General features: G+C 37.3%; 15 protein-coding genes. All 15 read left to right on the plus strand.

Translation table 11 applies throughout. The features are described from left to right. Window positions 1-34: 34 nt before the first annotated feature. The 15 genes from odhB to CXF62_RS01955 all read left to right on the plus strand — a co-directional run bounded on the left by odhB (window position 35) and on the right by CXF62_RS01955 (window position 15,791). A complete protein-coding gene (odhB, locus tag CXF62_RS01885) occupies window positions 35-1,282 on the plus strand; it encodes a 2-oxoglutarate dehydrogenase complex dihydrolipoyllysine-residue succinyltransferase (RefSeq protein ID WP_101204629.1) in 1,248 nt (415 codons plus the stop codon). Window positions 1,283-1,543: 261 nt separating this feature from the next. Further along, complete coding sequence (gene lpdA / locus CXF62_RS01890) at window positions 1,544-2,998, plus strand: dihydrolipoyl dehydrogenase (RefSeq protein ID WP_102092686.1); 1,455 nt, start codon at window positions 1,544-1,546, stop codon at window positions 2,996-2,998. A 158-nt stretch (window positions 2,999-3,156) separates the two neighbouring features. Next, a complete protein-coding gene (gene sucC / locus CXF62_RS01895; protein ID WP_102092687.1) occupies window positions 3,157-4,323 on the plus strand; it encodes an ADP-forming succinate--CoA ligase subunit beta in 1,167 nt (388 codons plus the stop codon). A gap of 150 nt (window positions 4,324-4,473) precedes the next feature. Continuing rightward, window positions 4,474-5,349: a succinate--CoA ligase subunit alpha gene (gene sucD, locus CXF62_RS01900; protein WP_101204626.1), complete on the plus strand. Its 876-nt coding sequence runs from the start codon at window positions 4,474-4,476 to the stop codon at window positions 5,347-5,349. Between the two features lie 97 nt (window positions 5,350-5,446). Next, window positions 5,447-6,652 (plus strand): UDP-N-acetylglucosamine 4,6-dehydratase, encoded by a 1,206-nt coding sequence (locus tag CXF62_RS01905; protein WP_102092688.1) that lies wholly within the window; start codon window positions 5,447-5,449, stop codon window positions 6,650-6,652. Next, on the plus strand, window positions 6,652-7,809 hold the full coding sequence (locus tag CXF62_RS01910; RefSeq protein WP_102092689.1) for a LegC family aminotransferase: 1,158 nt from the start codon (window positions 6,652-6,654) through the stop codon (window positions 7,807-7,809). The genes CXF62_RS01905 and CXF62_RS01910 overlap by 1 nt, the downstream gene beginning before the upstream one ends. Next, the gene (locus tag CXF62_RS01915) at window positions 7,799-8,380 is read left to right on the plus strand and encodes a NeuD/PglB/VioB family sugar acetyltransferase (protein WP_102092690.1); all 582 of its coding nucleotides are present in this window, start codon (window positions 7,799-7,801) and stop codon (window positions 8,378-8,380) included. The genes CXF62_RS01910 and CXF62_RS01915 overlap by 11 nt, the downstream gene beginning before the upstream one ends. Then, window positions 8,377-9,405, plus strand: a complete 1,029-nt coding sequence (gene neuB, locus CXF62_RS01920; RefSeq protein WP_102092691.1) for an N-acetylneuraminate synthase — start codon at window positions 8,377-8,379, stop codon at window positions 9,403-9,405. Before CXF62_RS01915 ends, neuB begins: the two co-directional genes overlap by 4 nt. An 11-nt stretch (window positions 9,406-9,416) precedes the next feature. Beyond that, the gene (locus CXF62_RS01925) at window positions 9,417-10,205 is read left to right on the plus strand and encodes a GNAT family N-acetyltransferase (RefSeq protein WP_102092692.1); all 789 of its coding nucleotides are present in this window, start codon (window positions 9,417-9,419) and stop codon (window positions 10,203-10,205) included. Beyond that, window positions 10,205-11,365: a UDP-N-acetylglucosamine 2-epimerase gene (neuC, locus tag CXF62_RS01930; RefSeq protein ID WP_102092693.1), complete on the plus strand. Its 1,161-nt coding sequence runs from the start codon at window positions 10,205-10,207 to the stop codon at window positions 11,363-11,365. The genes CXF62_RS01925 and neuC overlap by 1 nt, the downstream gene beginning before the upstream one ends. A gap of 21 nt (window positions 11,366-11,386) precedes the next feature. Further along, window positions 11,387-12,049, plus strand: coding sequence for a PIG-L deacetylase family protein (locus CXF62_RS01935; protein ID WP_102092694.1), 663 nt, complete (start codon window positions 11,387-11,389; stop codon window positions 12,047-12,049). A gap of 11 nt (window positions 12,050-12,060) precedes the next feature. Then, window positions 12,061-13,104 (plus strand): nucleotidyltransferase family protein, encoded by a 1,044-nt coding sequence (locus tag CXF62_RS01940; protein ID WP_102092695.1) that lies wholly within the window; start codon window positions 12,061-12,063, stop codon window positions 13,102-13,104. Between the two features lie 34 nt (window positions 13,105-13,138). Further along, entirely contained in the window at window positions 13,139-14,119 is a 981-nt protein-coding gene (locus CXF62_RS01945) for a Gfo/Idh/MocA family protein (RefSeq protein WP_102092696.1), read from the plus strand. Beyond that, the gene (locus tag CXF62_RS01950; protein ID WP_102092697.1) at window positions 14,116-15,033 is read left to right on the plus strand and encodes a Gfo/Idh/MocA family protein; all 918 of its coding nucleotides are present in this window, start codon (window positions 14,116-14,118) and stop codon (window positions 15,031-15,033) included. The genes CXF62_RS01945 and CXF62_RS01950 overlap by 4 nt, the downstream gene beginning before the upstream one ends. Next, window positions 15,030-15,791: an acylneuraminate cytidylyltransferase family protein gene (locus tag CXF62_RS01955; protein ID WP_102092698.1), complete on the plus strand. Its 762-nt coding sequence runs from the start codon at window positions 15,030-15,032 to the stop codon at window positions 15,789-15,791. Before CXF62_RS01950 ends, CXF62_RS01955 begins: the two co-directional genes overlap by 4 nt. The last annotated feature ends 21 nt before the right edge of the window (window positions 15,792-15,812 follow it).

Genomic DNA, 15,812 nt, shown 5'->3' on the forward strand with positions numbered 1-15,812 from the left:
TAAGTATGAATATCCAAATCTAAGGAGTATATCGATGGCTGACATCAAAGCCCCCGTTTTTCCAGAATCGGTTGCCGATGGCACAATCGTTGAGTGGCACGTCACTGAAGGTCAACAAGTTAATCGTGATGACCTATTGGCTGAAATTGAAACTGATAAAGTTGTATTAGAAGTTGTGGCACCTGATGATGGTGTATTGACCAAAATCGTAAAGCAAGTTGACGATACTGTATTGTCTGATGAGCTTATCGCTCAGTTTGAAGCCGGTGCAAGTGCTGGTGCTAGCGCAGAAGAAGCGCCAGCAGTAGATCCAGACCAACCAGCTGCGCCAGTTCAAGCAAAACAAGCTGCCGATGGCGGTGAGCCTGTTCAAGCAACAGATAAGAAAGGCGAAGCTGATCATAAAGATCAAAGCCCAGCAGTTCGTAAAGCAGCAAAAGAGTCAGGCGTAGATCCTAAAGAAGTTGAAGGTAGTGGCCGCGGTGGTCGTGTAACCAAAACTGATATGGCTAATCCAACATTGAAATCAGACAGCAGTATCAAGTCTGATAGCGGCCGTCCAGTTGCTGAATCGATGGGTGAGCGTACTGAAAAACGTGTTCCAATGACTCGTCTTCGTAAGCGTGTTGCTGAGCGTCTATTATCAGCATCACAAGATACAGCGATGTTGACGACGTTTAACGAAGTGAACATGAAGCCATTGATGGACATGCGCGCTAAATATAAAGAGAAGTTCGAAAAACGTCATGGCGTACGTTTAGGCTTTATGTCGTTGTTCGTAAAAGCAGCGACAGAAGCGCTAAAACGCTTCCCAGCAGTAAACGCTTCACTAGATGGTGATGACATTGTTTATCATGGTTTTTATGATATCGGTGTAGCAGTATCTTCAGATCGTGGCTTGGTTGTTCCAGTATTACGTGATACTGATCGCATGAGCATGGCTGACGTTGAAAGCACAATCCGTGAGTTTGGCGGTAAAGCACAACAAGGTAAGCTTGGTCTAGAAGACATGACTGGCGGTACGTTCACTATCTCTAACGGTGGTGTATTTGGTTCATTAATGTCAACACCTATCTTGAACCCACCACAAACTGCTATCCTAGGTATGCACGCTATCAATGACCGCCCAATGGCTGTCGATGGCAAAGTTGAAATCTTACCAATGATGTACCTAGCATTATCTTATGACCATCGTATGATCGATGGTAAAGAAGCAGTACAGTTCTTAGTAACTATCAAAGAGTTGGTCGAAGACCCTGCAATGCTACTACTAGACCTGTAAGCTTTTAAGCTTGTATTGGCAACCGCTGATACAAGCTTTTTAACTTTGGTATAGATAATGATTTTTATCAATCAGCAATCGCTTGATGCGCTGATAACTGTATTTAAATGAATTTAATAATGGTGATTTGCTATTGATTATCGATGAGTGAGTCTATCTCATTGACATAGTGTATTAACTGTTCAGTGTAGATAACGCTGATCTATCAGCAAGATAACAACCAGTTTAAATGACACATACAATTAAAAATAGGAACGTACTATGAAAGACAATTATGATTTAGTCGTCATCGGCGGCGGTCCTGGTGGTTACGAAGCAGCTATTCGTGCAGGCCAGCTCGGTATGAGTGTTGCTTGTATCGAAAAGCGCGTTTATAAAGGCGAGCCAGCACTTGGCGGTACTTGCTTAAACGTTGGTTGTATCCCATCAAAAGCCCTACTTGACAGCTCACATCGTTACGAAGCTACTAAGCATGACCTTGACGAGCACGGTATCAGTACTGGTGACGTTGCTATCAATATCGAAAAAATGATAGAGCGTAAAGAAGGTATTGTTAAGCAGTTGACTGGTGGTGTTGCCGCGTTGCTAAAAGGCAATGGTGTTGACTGGCTACAAGGCTGGGGTACATTGGTCGACGGTAAAGGCGCTGACAAAAAAGTCAAATTTACTGCTCTAGAAGACGAAAGCGAAACGACGATCACTGCTAAGAATGTCATTCTTGCGGCAGGTTCTGTGCCTATCGAAATTCCTGTTGCCAAAACTGACGGTGACCGTATTGTTGATTCAACTGGCGCACTTGATTTTACCGAAGTACCTAAGCGTCTAGGCGTTATTGGTGCTGGTGTTATCGGTCTTGAGCTTGGTTCAGTATGGCGTCGTCTAGGTGCAGAAGTAGTCGTATATGAAGCACTTCCTAGCTTCTTAGCTGCTGCTGACAAAGACATCTCAAAAGAAGCTGGCAAAATTCTGAAGAAGCAAGGTCTTGATATCCGTGTCGATACCAAAGTAACCAATGCTGAAGTTCAAGGTGACCAAGTTGTCGTCACTAGCGAAAGCAAAGGCGAATCGAGCGAGGAAAGCTTTGATAAGCTAATCGTTTGTGTTGGTCGTCGTGCTTATTCTGAAAAACTACTTGGCGATGATAGTGGCATCACATTGACTGAACGTGGCCTTATCGATGTTAATGACCAGTGCAAAACCAATCTTGATGGCGTTTATGCTATCGGTGATTTGGTCCGTGGTCCTATGCTTGCGCATAAAGCAATGGAAGAGGGCATGATGGCTGTTGAGCGTATTCATGGCGAAAAACCTCAAGTTAACTATGACACTATCATCAATGTCATTTATACTCACCCAGAAATCGCATGGGTAGGTTTGACTGAGCAAGAAGCTGAAGAAGCTGGCTATGAAGTTAAAACAGGTTCTTTCAACTTAGCTGCTAACGGTCGTGCATTAGCGCAAAGTGAAGCGCAAGGTTCTGTGAAAGTAGTCGCTGATGCGAAAACAGATCGTCTATTAGGTATGCATGCTATCGCTGCTGGTGCTGGTGATATCGTTCATCAAGGTATGATCGCGATGGAGTTTGTCTCTAGTATTGAAGATTTGCAGTTGATGACATTTGCTCATCCAACTATTTCAGAAGCAGTGCATGAAGCTGCTCTATCTGCAGATGGCCGTGCTATTCACGCTATCCAGCGCAAAAAACGTAAGAAATAAGTAGTTGCTCGTTTAGTTATTATCGATTTACAACCTGATTGGGGTATCGCTATTTTGGTGATGCCACAATCATGAGTGCGTCAGACGTATGATTAATATGTATATGTGCGCACTTGATTTCACTTTTTATTAATTGTAAAAAATAAAGGATACAATCAATGAATTTACATGAGTATCAAGCAAAAGAGCTATTAAAAAGCTACGGTTTGCCAATTCAAGAAGGCATCATCGCTCATAACGGCGAAGAAGCTGCTGCAGCTTTTGATAAAACCCCAACGGATATCGCGGTAATCAAAGCGCAAGTACATGCTGGTGGTCGCGGTAAAGCTGGTGGTGTAAAGCTAGTTAAAACTCGTGAAGAAGCTAAACAAGTTGCTGAAGAGCTGATCGGTACTAACCTAGTAACGTTCCAAACTGATGCTGATGGTCAGCCAGTCAACTTTGTATTGGTTGCAGAAGACATGTATCCAGTACAAACTGAGCTATATCTTGGCGCAGTCGTTGATCGTGCAACTCGTCGTGTAACTTTCATGGCATCTACCGAAGGTGGTGTAGATATCGAAGAAGTAGCACACAGCACTCCAGAAAAAATCTTCAAAGTACACGTTGATCCTTTAGTTGGTTTAATGCCTTTCCAAGCGCGCGACGTTGCGTTCAAACTTGGTCTAGAAGGCAAGCAAATCAATCAATTTGTTAAATTGATGACTGGCGCCTATAAAGCATTTGTTGAAAACGACTTTGCTCTAATGGAAATCAACCCATTAGCTGTTCGTGAAAATGGCGAAATCGTTTGTGTTGATGGCAAAATCGGTATCGACTCAAACGCACTATATCGTCTGCCAAAAATCGCAGCACTACAAGACAAGACTCAAGAAAATGAGCGTGAGCTTAAAGCAGCTGAATTTGACCTAAACTATGTTGCTCTAGAAGGTAACATCGGTTGTATGGTTAACGGTGCTGGTCTTGCAATGGCGACCATGGACATCATCAAATTGTATGGCGGCAAGCCTGCTAACTTCTTGGACGTTGGCGGCGGTGCAACTAAAGATCGCGTTGTTGAAGCGTTCAAAATCATCCTAGAAGACAGCAGTGTTGAAGGCGTACTAATCAACATCTTCGGCGGTATCGTACGTTGTGACATGATTGCAGAAGCTATTATCGCTGCTATCAAAGAAGTTGACGTACAAGTACCAGTTGTTGTTCGTTTAGAAGGTAACAACGCTGAGCTAGGCGCACAAATCCTAGAAGAGTCTGGACTGAAATTGATTTCAGCTCAAGGTTTATCTGACGCGGCTCAAAAAATTGTCGATGCTGTTAAAGTGTAAGTCTTTAAATATAAGTGTTTAGAGATAGACGCTTAAGCATAGTAGTCAAATCGTAATAGCGGTTTTTATAATAAAGATTGGTTATCAAAATCCGATAACAATAGCTATAAAGACCACTATTACAAGACAACCGAATACAAGGAAAATATAATGAGTGTATTAATCGATAAAGATACCAAAGTATTGGTACAAGGTTTTACTGGTAAAAATGGTACGTTCCATTCTGAACAAGCCATCGAATATGGTACAAAAGTAGTTGGTGGTGTGACTCCAGGTAAAGGCGGTCAAACACACCTAGGCCTACCAGTATTCAACACCATGGCGGAAGCCATGGAAGCGACTCAAGCTGACGCTTCTGTTATCTACGTACCAGCACCATTCGTACTAGACTCTATCGTTGAAGCAATCGATGCTGGCGTTAAGTTGATCGTTGTGATCACTGAAGGCGTACCGACTATCGATATGCTAAAAGCAAAACGCTATCTTGAAGAAGCTGGCGACGTACGTTTGGTTGGTCCTAACTGCCCAGGCGTTATTACTCCAGGTCAGTGCAAAATCGGTATCATGCCAGGCCATATCCATCAGCCAGGTAAAGTAGGTATCATCTCACGCTCTGGTACGTTGACTTATGAAGCCGTAGCTCAGACTACTAAGCTTGGTTTTGGTCAGTCAACTTGTATCGGTATCGGTGGTGATCCTATCCCTGGTATGAACCAGATTGACGCATTGAAGCTATTTGAAGCTGATCCACAAACTGAAGCTATCATCCTAATCGGTGAGATCGGTGGTACTGCTGAAGAAGAAGCTGCTGCTTACATCAAAGACCATGTAACTAAGCCAGTTGTTGGTTATATCGCTGGTGTTACAGCTCCAGAAGGCAAGCGTATGGGTCATGCTGGCGCTATCATCTCTGGTGGTCAAGGTACTGCTGAAGAGAAATTCAAAGCGTTTGAAGATGCTGGTATCGCGTACACACGTGACCCATCTAAGCTCGGTGATAAGCTAAAAGAAGTTACTGGTTGGTAAGATAGGCATTAGTCTACAGTTAAACTACTAAATCTGCATTGAAATATGATAAAGACACCCCTACAATGGGGTGTCTTTTTTATTATAGAGAATAAAAATGTTAGATATTTTAAAGCTTATTGGAAGAGAAAACAGACTCTTCGATCAAGATATTACTGACAAAGAAGAGCAATTGCTTACTACTATAAACAAATCAAGCTTTCTGGTAATAGGGGGAGCGGGCTCTATAGGACAGGCTGTTACTAAAGAAATATTCAAAAGAAATCCTAAAAAATTACATGTCGTAGATATAAGTGAAAATAATTTAGTTGAATTAGTAAGAGATTTGCGTAGTAGTTACGGCTATATTGACGGAGATTTTCAGACATTTGCTTTAGACATTGGTTCAACTGAATATGACGCCTTTATCGAGAATGATGGTAAGTATGACTATGTTTTGAACCTATCAGCGCTTAAACATGTACGTAGTGAGAAAGATTCTTTTACTCTTATGCGTATGATCAATGTAAACATATTCAACACTGAGAAGACAATAAGACAATCAATAAAAAATGGTACCAAAAAATATTTTTGCGTATCAACTGATAAGGCAGCTAACCCTGTAAATATGATGGGTGCTAGCAAAAGAATCATGGAAATGTTTTTGTTAAAATACTCACAAGAAATAAATATTTCTACTGCAAGGTTTGCAAATGTAGCATTTAGTGACGGTTCTTTACTTCATGGCTTTGAGCAAAGAATTAAAAAAAACCAACCAATTGTAGCTCCTTCTGATATTAGACGCTATTTTGTAACTCCTCAGGAGTCAGGAGAGCTCTGTCTAATGTCATGTATATTCGGTAAGAAAGGTGACATTTTTTTCCCAAAGCTTAGTGAGGATTTGCATTTAATCACTTTCTCAGATATTGCGATAAAATATCTGGAAAATAAAGCAATTATCCCTTACTTGTGTGACTCTGAAGAAGAGGCACGGCAGTACTTATCTACTGATTCTAAATCGCATAATAACACCTGGCCATGTTTGTTTGTAAATAGTGATACTACAGGCGAGAAAGATTTCGAAGAGTTCTATACCGATGAAGAAATTTTGGATCTTGATACCTTCAATAATCTAGGTATTATTAAGAATGAAGGCGACGTTGATTCTGACTTAAATCAGAAATTAGAGTACTTTACCAATGAAATCAATGCAATGAAATCTTCTTTAAAGTGGACTAAAGAAGAAGTTGTAAAGTTGTTCTTTTATATGCTTCCTGAATTTGGACATAAAGAGACAGGAAAATATTTGGATGGAAAAATGTAATGGATAAGAAACTTGTAGATTTTGTAAAAGATTATTATGAGACAAACGAATTTATACCATTGCATGAACCTAGATTTAATGGCCTAGAAAAAGAATTGGTTAATGAGACAATCAGCTCCACCTTCGTTTCGAGCGTTGGTAAGTTTGTTACTCAATTTGAAGAGGATTTTTCAAAGTTCATAAAAATTCCAAAATCTGTTGCAGTTGTTAATGGTACTGCAGCTTTGTACATGTCACTGTATCAGTGTGATGTTCAGAGTGACGATTTGGTGATAACACAAGCTCTAACATTTGTAGCCACAGCAAATGCAGTGCATCAGCTTGGTGCGGAATGTGTATTTGTTGATGTATCACCTAGTACGTTGGGAATGTGCCCAATAGCTCTAGAGAGTTATTTGGTAGAAAATGCTACCTTAAATGAAGAGGGCAACTGTATCCACAAGAAGTCAGGTAAGAGCTTTAAAGCCGTTGTACCTATGCATACTTTCGGCTTTCCAGTAGAAATTGAAAAAATTGAAAAAATATGTCGTGAGTGGAATATATCTTTGGTAGAAGATGCTGCTGAGTCTTTAGGAAGTTACTTTAAAGGTAAGCATACAGGTACTTTTGGTAGAGTGAGTGCATTTAGCTTCAACGGTAATAAAATCATCACGACAGGTGGTGGTGGTATGGTTGTTTGTAATTCAGTTAGCGATGCTAATCATGTTAAACATCTTACAACAACGGCTAAAATAGCTCATCCCTATAAATTTCATCATGATGAATCAGCATTTAACTACAGAATGCCAAATTTAAATGCTGCTCTTGGGTGTGCTCAGCTTGATAAGTTAGATATGTTTGTTGAACAAAAAAGAGAGCTTGCAAAACAGTATCAGTTATTACTTAAAGGTTCTAACTTGGCGTTCTTCGCTGAACCTGTTAATACTAGAGCCAATTATTGGTTAAATACCATCATTTGTGAAGATATTAATCACAGAGATTCGATGCTTAACTATTTAAACGACAATAACGTTATGAGTCGACCAATATGGGATCTTATGACTGATTTACCGATGTATAAACATTGTGAGTCAGATAATCTCAAAAATAGCCGTTGGTTTGCTGATCGAATTATTAATGTTCCTAGTAGCGTAAGAAGTCTGAAATATGAAAAATAAAATCATACTTATTGGCGGTGGTGGACACTGCCATTCTGTTATTGACGCTATTGAGTTCGCTGCTGAATATGAGATAGTAGGAATTGTAGATCACATAGATAAGGTGGGTAATGACATAATGTCTTATTCTATTATCGGTACAGATGATGATTTAGCATTAATAATCAACGAGGTAAAGTACGCTTTTATTACTCTAGGTCAGATCAAAACTGCAGCAGTTCGTAAGTCATTATTTGAAACGATTACTGCTTTAGGTTATAAAGTCCCAAATATTATTTCTCCTTTGGCTTATGTGTCTAAATCAGCGACTCTAGGCAGAGGTAATTTTATAGGCCATCAAGCCATAGTAAATGCTAATGCTGTTATTCACGATAACTGTATAGTTAATACTAAAGCATTGATAGAGCACGATGCGATTATTGACTCACATTGTCATATAGCTACCGGTGCAATTATTAATGGTGGTTGCAAAGTCCATAGCGAAGTATTTGTTGGTTCAGCATCGACTACTAAACAAGGTGCTACTATAAATAGTAAGTCATTTATCAAAGCAGGGAGCGTCGTAATATGAGCGATAATAAATCTGTATTTATCATTGCAGAGGCAGGGGTAAACCATAATGGTTCCTTGGATTTAGCCAAAAAACTAGTATCAGCTGCAAAAGATTCAGGTTCTGACGCTGTAAAATTTCAAACGTTCAAAGCTGAAAAATTGGTAAGAAGAGATGTTAAGCAGGCAGCTTATCAAACAGCAAATACAGGAATAGAAGAATCGCAGTATGAAATGTTGAAACGGTTAGAGCTATCGGATGAAGAGCATGAAGAGTTGAATAACTTCTGTATACAGAAAGATATTAAGTTTATGTCTACACCCTTTGATTTAGATAGCATTGATTTTTTGGCTTCATTGAAAATGGAAATTTGGAAAATTGCTAGTGGTGAAATTACTAACGTTCCATATTTAAGAAAAGTTGCAGCTGTGGCAAAAGACATTATTTTATCTACTGGAATGTCTACCTTAGAAGAAGTTGAGTTTGCCGTTAATATTATTAAATCAACAGGTTTTGATTTAACAAGACTGACATTACTTCATGCAACTTCCGAGTATCCTTGTCCAGTTAATGAAGTTAATCTTAAAGCAATGATTACATTGAGAGATAAATTTAACGTGAAAGTAGGTTATTCAGATCATACTCAAGGTATTCATATTCCTTTTTTAGCGTCAGCGATGGGGGCGGAAGTAATAGAAAAGCATTTTACACTAGATAGAAACTTAGAAGGTCCAGATCATAAATCTAGTTTAGAGCCTAACGAACTTTTAGAAATGGTCACTCATATACGTCAATTACCATTTGTGTTAGGGACAGGTGAGAAGAAGCCTAGTATTAGTGAGTCAAAAAACATTGTTCTGGCCCGAAAGTATATAGTAGCTAAGCAAGATATAAAGATTGGTGATGTCTTTAGTGGGATTAATTTAGATACGATGCGTGCTGGTGGTGAACTATCTGCTCGCCACTGGGATAATGTCATTGGAAAAAGATCGGACAGAGACTATATGTTGGGCGAAAAAGTAAAGATAGAAGAACTTAATAAATAAGGTGTTACTTCATGAGTTATTCAACGAAAATAGTGAACTCTAAGTTAGAACTAATGAGTTATAAGACTCAAATAATACATCTTTTCTCGCTTGCGTTTGAAAAAGATATGGATGAAAGTTTATGGGAATGGGCTTTTATGGAAAATCCATGCGGCGACCCTATTGTTTCTTTATGTTTTGAGGGCGATGTACTTGTGGGCCATTATGCCATTATACCTTATGACTTAACCTATCAAGGTCAGGTGATAAAAGGCTCTCTTTCTATGACAACTATGGTACATCCAGAGCATCATAAGAAAGGCATTTTCGTTGAACTAGCTCAGCAAGTATATGGTGTAGCGGAAGAGCTTGAATATGATTTGGTATTTGGTTTCCCAAATAAGAATTCTGCTCCAGGTTTTGAACGTAAGCTGGATTGGGTAATTGACAAAGAATACCATGTTATCAAAATTACTAAAAATGATATCAACCAATATTTCTCTGAACTTGGGCCAGAGTCTCTGAGGTTTGATTTAAACAACAAAGAGTTGATTGATTGGCGCTTGTCGAAGCCAAACTGTAATTATGAGCAATTAAATGACGGGCTTATAGTTAAAGAGTTTGAGGGCAGCTTAGATATTATGCATCATGAAAGAGAGTTCTCTGACATTAATGATGATATTAACTTGTCAATCATTTCTAAATGTGCTCCAGAAGATAGTAATGTTCTATTTGACTATGTATTTGGTTATAGATTTTTCAATCAAGATTTAAAAAATCTACCGATTACTCCATCGTTAATTCTCTCGGATGTTTTTTAATGAAAATTCTTGCTTGTACTTCTATCCGTTCAGATTATGATTTAATGAGTCCATTATATGAGCTCTTAAACAAAGATAATAATATTGAGCTTAAATTATTAGTCAGTGGAGCTCATTTATCTAGAAATTATGGATATAGTGTTGAGCAAATTGAAAAAGATGGGTTTGATGTACTCTTAAGAGCTGAAACTTTGATCAGTTCAGACTCAGCAGTTTCAAGAGTGAAAACAGCAGGTAATTTGCTTTTGTCATCAGCAGATTTGATAAATACCTACCAGCCTGACCTGATTATATATGCAGGAGATAGAGAGGACGTTTTGATTTACTCTATGATAGGTGGCTACTTAAATATTCCTACAGCTCATTTCTTCGCTGGAGACCACGCTCCAGATGGCTATATTGACAATCCAGTTCGGCATGCAACCTCAAAATTATCTACTGCTCACTTTGCATCTTTACCCATACATGGACAAAGGTTAATAGATTTAGGTGAAAACCCTAAACGTATTCATGTTATTGGCAATATTGCATTAGATCGATTTGTGAGTTTTACACCTTTGCCTACCGAAGAGCTAGAAAAATATCTTGATCTCTCGATTTTTAACAAAAGCTTTGCTATTGTCATTTTTCATCCCATTACTGAAGAGAAACACCTTGCTAGTAAGTATTTTGAAGATATCTTATTAGCTCTATCCAACAATGGTATCCCTGCTTATGTTGGATATCCAAATGTCGATCCTGGTAATCATTCGATTATTGAAGTTATTCAAAAGTATGAGTCCGATGACAATTTTGTATTTTATAAAAACCTTGATAGACAGGTGTTTTTATCATTGTACAAGAATGCAAGCCTACTCATTGGAAATTCTTCTTCTGGCGTTTGCGAAGCGGCATCGGTTCAAATGCCAGTTGTCAATGTCGGTAAACGTCAGGTTGGTAGGTTTGCAGATGAAAATGTAATATTTGTCGATGGCGAGTATGAGAATATTAACAATGCTATAAAAACAGTTACTAGCGACGGCTTTAGTAATAAATTGAAAAATTTGAAAAATTCATATGGCGATGGTGATAGCGCACAAAAAGCTTATAACATTATCAAAGAAACTAATTTCAATGAGCTACTTGCAAAACCCGATGATCCATTAAGACGAAATATTTGAGAATAATATAAAGGTAATTATATGAATAAAGTATTAGTAGTAGCTGTTCATCCTGATGATGAAACAATAGCTTGCGGTGGAACTCTGTTAAAACACAAAGCTAATGGTGATGAAATACATTGGTTAATCTGTACGGAAACAAACAAAGAGGCAAATCCAGAGTTTTATAAAGTTAGAGAAGAGGAAATACAGCAGGTTAGTGAGATGTTCCAGTTTGATTCGGTACATCATTTGAAATTTTTAGCAACTAAAGTTGATGAGTATACTGATTCTGAGAGAGTAGGTAGTATCTCAAAAGTTGTCAGTGAAGTTCGTCCTAATATTATGTATTTGCCTTTTAGGTGCGACATCCATAGTGATCATCGTTACATTTTTGAAGCTGCATATAGTTGCACTAAAAGCTTCAGATATCCCTTTGTGAAAAAGGTATTGATGATGGAGGCGCCAAGTGAAACCGAATTTGCATTAAGCTTACCATCAGAGTCTTTCATTCCTAACGTATTCAACGATATCAGCGAGTATATCGATCGTAAGGTGGAGATTACGAAAGTATACGAAAGTGAAATAGGTGAGCATCCTTTTCCTAGAAGTGAAAAAACGATTAGAGCATTAGCTGAGTTCAGAGGTTCAACTTGTGGTAGCGATGCAGCTGAAAGCTTCATGCTATTAAAAGAAATTATATAAGGATGTGTCTAATGGAAAATATTGACAAAATTAAGCTGCCCTTACAAGCATCTATAAGGGATGCACTCAACATTATTGACGATGGTGGTTTGCATATCGCTGTCGTCACTGACGAAAACCATCAACTGATTGGTCTTGTTTCAGATGGTGATATACGCCGAGCATTACTAAGTGGTAAAAATTTAGAAGATTCAGTGATAGATATATTAAATAAGCAACCCATCACGGTAAGAAAAAATGAGTCTAGGGAAGATATTTTAGCTAAGGCTAAGAAATATAGACTCAGTCAGCTACCTGTGGTAGATAAAAACAATACGTTGCTAGATGTGATAGACATCACGAGATTAGCAACGGCACTCTCCAAAAGTAATCCTGTGATATTAATGGTAGGTGGATTAGGGACTAGGTTAAGACCCTTAACAGACAAAATACCAAAACCATTACTTAAGGTAGGTGATAAACCTATACTTCAGACCATTATTGAGCAATTTAAATCACATGGATTTAAAAACATTATCCTATGTGTTAATTATCGCTCTGAAATGATTAAAGAGTATTTCGGTAATGGTAAAGAGTTTGGTGTAAATATTAGTTATGTTGACGAACCAAAACGAATGGGTACAGCTGGTGCTTTAAGTCTGATTAAAGATATTAAAGAACCTTTTTTTGTCATGAATGGTGATCTACTAACAAACATAAACTTTGAGTATCTTTACAAATACCATTTATCCACGAATGCTGAAGCTACGATGTGTGTAAGAGAGTACGAGTATCAAGTGCCATATGGTGTGATAGAAATGAAAGGTAACAGTATATTAAAGATTACTGAAAAGCCGATTCAAAATTTTTATGTCAGTGCTGGTATATATATGTTGGATCCTTCAGTATTAAAAAACATACCTGAAGATCAGTTTTATGATATGCCAACATTATTTGAAGATATTATGGGAAGTAGTGGCAGAGCAGTATCATATCCAATAAAAGAATATTGGATGGATATCGGGCAAATGGATGAGTTTGAAAAAGCCAATGAAGAATACTCTACTTATTTCTGATTAGAATAAGTATACGAAAAATAAGAGGGAATATATGAATTTCTTAGTAATTGGTCTAGGCTCAATGGGTAAACGACGTATTAGACTCCTACAAAAAAATCTAAAAACGATCGATGTTTTTGGAGTTGATACTAATGTAGAACGGGCAAATAATGTTCAAAACGAATTTGGTATAACTATATTTGAAAGTATTACTGATGCTATTGATACAGTAAAATTTGATGCGGCCCTAGTATGTACTTCTCCAATAACTCATGAAAATATAATCTTAGAATGCTTGAAGTATAACTTGAATGTATTTACTGAGATTAATCTTATTAACTCTTACTATAATAGAATTATACAAGAAGCAGATTCCAAAAATTTAAAAATATATTTATCTTCAACTTTTTTAAAGAGAAAAGAAATACAGTTTATTCGACAAGAATGTGCTGATCAACCTATTACATATAGATATCATGCAGGACAATATTTGCCTGATTGGCATCCATGGGAGAGCTATAAAGACTATTTCGTTAGTAATAAGCTCACCAATGCTTGTAGAGAAATATTAGCTATAGAGCTACCATGGCTGATTAGTTGCTTTGGAAAGGTTGAAGATATTAAAGTATTTAAGACTAAGATTAGTTCACTTGAGATAGATTATGATGATACTTATCAATTACTGATGCAACATTGTAGTGGTGTCATTGGAAGCTTGACAGTAAATGTTGTATCAAGAGTTGCCAAAAGAGATTTTGAAGTTGTTGGAGAGCAATGTCAATTAAGCTGGGATGGCACACCTAATGGACTATATGTATTTGAGCAAGACACTAAAGCGATGACTCAAGTAAAGTTATATGACAGTCACGAACATCTAGAGTCATATACAAAATCTATAGTAGAAGATGCGTATTTAGAAGAGTTAAAAGAGTTTGTTAAGTATCTAACTCAAAGCGATTTTGTACCAGAATATAGTTTTGAACAAGATTATAGTGTAATCGAGGTTATTAATCGTATTGAGAGTCAATTATGAGAATTTTATTTTTTGGCTTAGGATCAATTGGTCAGCGCCACTTAGATAATTTACAAGCTATTCTAAGTGAACGTCATTTAGAAGCTACTATTGAAGCCTTTCGTAGTTACCCCGTTAAAGAAACAGATGGTCACTTTACTAAAGTTAAGATGCTTTATCATCCAGATGAGATTGTGGGTGACTACGATATAGTTTTCGTTACTAATCCAACTAATCAGCATTATTCCACGCTTATACAAATGTTTGATCGCGCAAAGTATTTCTTTATCGAAAAGCCTGTTTTTGAATCAGTAAAGAGTATCGAAAAAATAATTACTAAGAATGAGCAATGCTACGTAGCCTGCCCATTGAGACATAAGTTGATATATAAAAAACTTCATGAGCTTGTCAATGCTAATAGTGTGCATTCTGTAAGAGTTATTGCTTCTTCTTATTTACCTAGCTGGCGAACTAGTGACTATAGAAATTCATATAGTGCTCAGAGTAGTCAAGGTGGTGGTGTTGAACTAGACTGTATTCATGAGCTTGATTACATTATTGATCTATTTGGACTACCTAATCAAAGCTATAGCACTATAAAAAAAGTTTCTAACTTGGAGATTAGCTCAAACGATCATGCTAGCTATCTACTAGATTACGATGATAAAGTAGTAGAGTTGCACTTAGATTACTATGGTAAATATAATCGAAGAAATATAGAGCTCATTACAAATAAAGGTCTAATTGAAGTTGATTTTATTAAGAATACTATCAGTCAAGATGGTAACGTTATTGAGACGCTACCTGAAGAAAGAAATGATTTTTATATTAATGAAATGAACTATTTTATAGACCTAACTTTGCAAGGTACTGTCAATATCAATACTCTTAAACAATCATTAGAAACTCTAAAAATTGCAATAGGCGAAGCATGAAAAGTTTATTATTTACTATCTGTGGTAGAGCGGGATCGAAAGGACTCAAATCTAAAAACTGTTTAGATCTGAGTGCTCTACCTTTAGTACTTTATAGTATTTCAGTTATCGATTTATTCAAAAAATGTTCAGAATATCAAGTAACTATTGCCTTGAATACTGATAGTGAAGAGCTGCGCAGTATTGTTGAAAATCATTATGATGTCTCTATTGTTCCTAGAAAGGCTGATATCGCGGATGACAGTTCAAGCAAGTATGAAGTAATCAAAGATTGCTATGCTTATTTAGTTAGTCAAAATCAAAGCTTTGACTTTGTTATTGATTTAGACATTACCTCACCGCTCAGAAAGTTAGATGATCTTATCAATATAGTGGGTACGATAGCTGATAATGATTATGACTGTGTATGCTCTGTCGTCGAATCAAGAAGAAATCCTTATTTTAATATGGTTGAGAAAGTTGGTAATAGTATCCGGCTAGTTAAGCCTGCAAGTTACACTGCTAGACAGCAGACACCAAGAGTTTATGATCTCAATGCTTCAATGTATGCATTCACACCAAAGTATTTACAGGAACATGGCTCAATATTCGAAGGTAATTTGGGTATTGTAGAAATGCAGGATTATTGTGTACTTGATATTGACTCACCACAAGACTATGAATGGATGGAAGTTATACATAAAGTATTGATTGAAAAAGATAATGGTATTAAAAGTGTTTATAGTAATATTTCGAATTTAGCAAAAAAGGGTAATTGATATGTCATTTCAAAGAAAACT

This window comes from Psychrobacter sp. MES7-P7E (genome assembly GCF_002863645.1).
Classification (GTDB): Bacteria; Pseudomonadota; Gammaproteobacteria; order Pseudomonadales; family Moraxellaceae; genus Psychrobacter.

Bases quoted from the DNA above. Each gene is read 5' to 3' on its own strand.
- odhB (WP_101204629.1), top strand. From the start codon at position 35: ATGGCTGACATCAAAGCCCCCGTTTTTCCAGAATCGGTTGCCGATGGC.
- lpdA (WP_102092686.1), top strand. From the start codon at position 1,544: ATGAAAGACAATTATGATTTAGTCGTCATCGGCGGCGGTCCTGGTGGT.
- sucC (WP_102092687.1), top strand. From the start codon at position 3,157: ATGAATTTACATGAGTATCAAGCAAAAGAGCTATTAAAAAGCTACGGT.
- sucD (WP_101204626.1), top strand. From the start codon at position 4,474: ATGAGTGTATTAATCGATAAAGATACCAAAGTATTGGTACAAGGTTTT.
- CXF62_RS01905 (WP_102092688.1), top strand. From the start codon at position 5,447: ATGTTAGATATTTTAAAGCTTATTGGAAGAGAAAACAGACTCTTCGAT.
- CXF62_RS01910 (WP_102092689.1), top strand. From the start codon at position 6,652: ATGGATAAGAAACTTGTAGATTTTGTAAAAGATTATTATGAGACAAAC.
- CXF62_RS01915 (WP_102092690.1), top strand. From the start codon at position 7,799: ATGAAAAATAAAATCATACTTATTGGCGGTGGTGGACACTGCCATTCT.
- neuB (WP_102092691.1), top strand. From the start codon at position 8,377: ATGAGCGATAATAAATCTGTATTTATCATTGCAGAGGCAGGGGTAAAC.
- CXF62_RS01925 (WP_102092692.1), top strand. From the start codon at position 9,417: ATGAGTTATTCAACGAAAATAGTGAACTCTAAGTTAGAACTAATGAGT.
- neuC (WP_102092693.1), top strand. From the start codon at position 10,205: ATGAAAATTCTTGCTTGTACTTCTATCCGTTCAGATTATGATTTAATG.
- CXF62_RS01935 (WP_102092694.1), top strand. From the start codon at position 11,387: ATGAATAAAGTATTAGTAGTAGCTGTTCATCCTGATGATGAAACAATA.
- CXF62_RS01940 (WP_102092695.1), top strand. From the start codon at position 12,061: ATGGAAAATATTGACAAAATTAAGCTGCCCTTACAAGCATCTATAAGG.
- CXF62_RS01945 (WP_102092696.1), top strand. From the start codon at position 13,139: ATGAATTTCTTAGTAATTGGTCTAGGCTCAATGGGTAAACGACGTATT.
- CXF62_RS01950 (WP_102092697.1), top strand. From the start codon at position 14,116: ATGAGAATTTTATTTTTTGGCTTAGGATCAATTGGTCAGCGCCACTTA.
- CXF62_RS01955 (WP_102092698.1), top strand. From the start codon at position 15,030: ATGAAAAGTTTATTATTTACTATCTGTGGTAGAGCGGGATCGAAAGGA.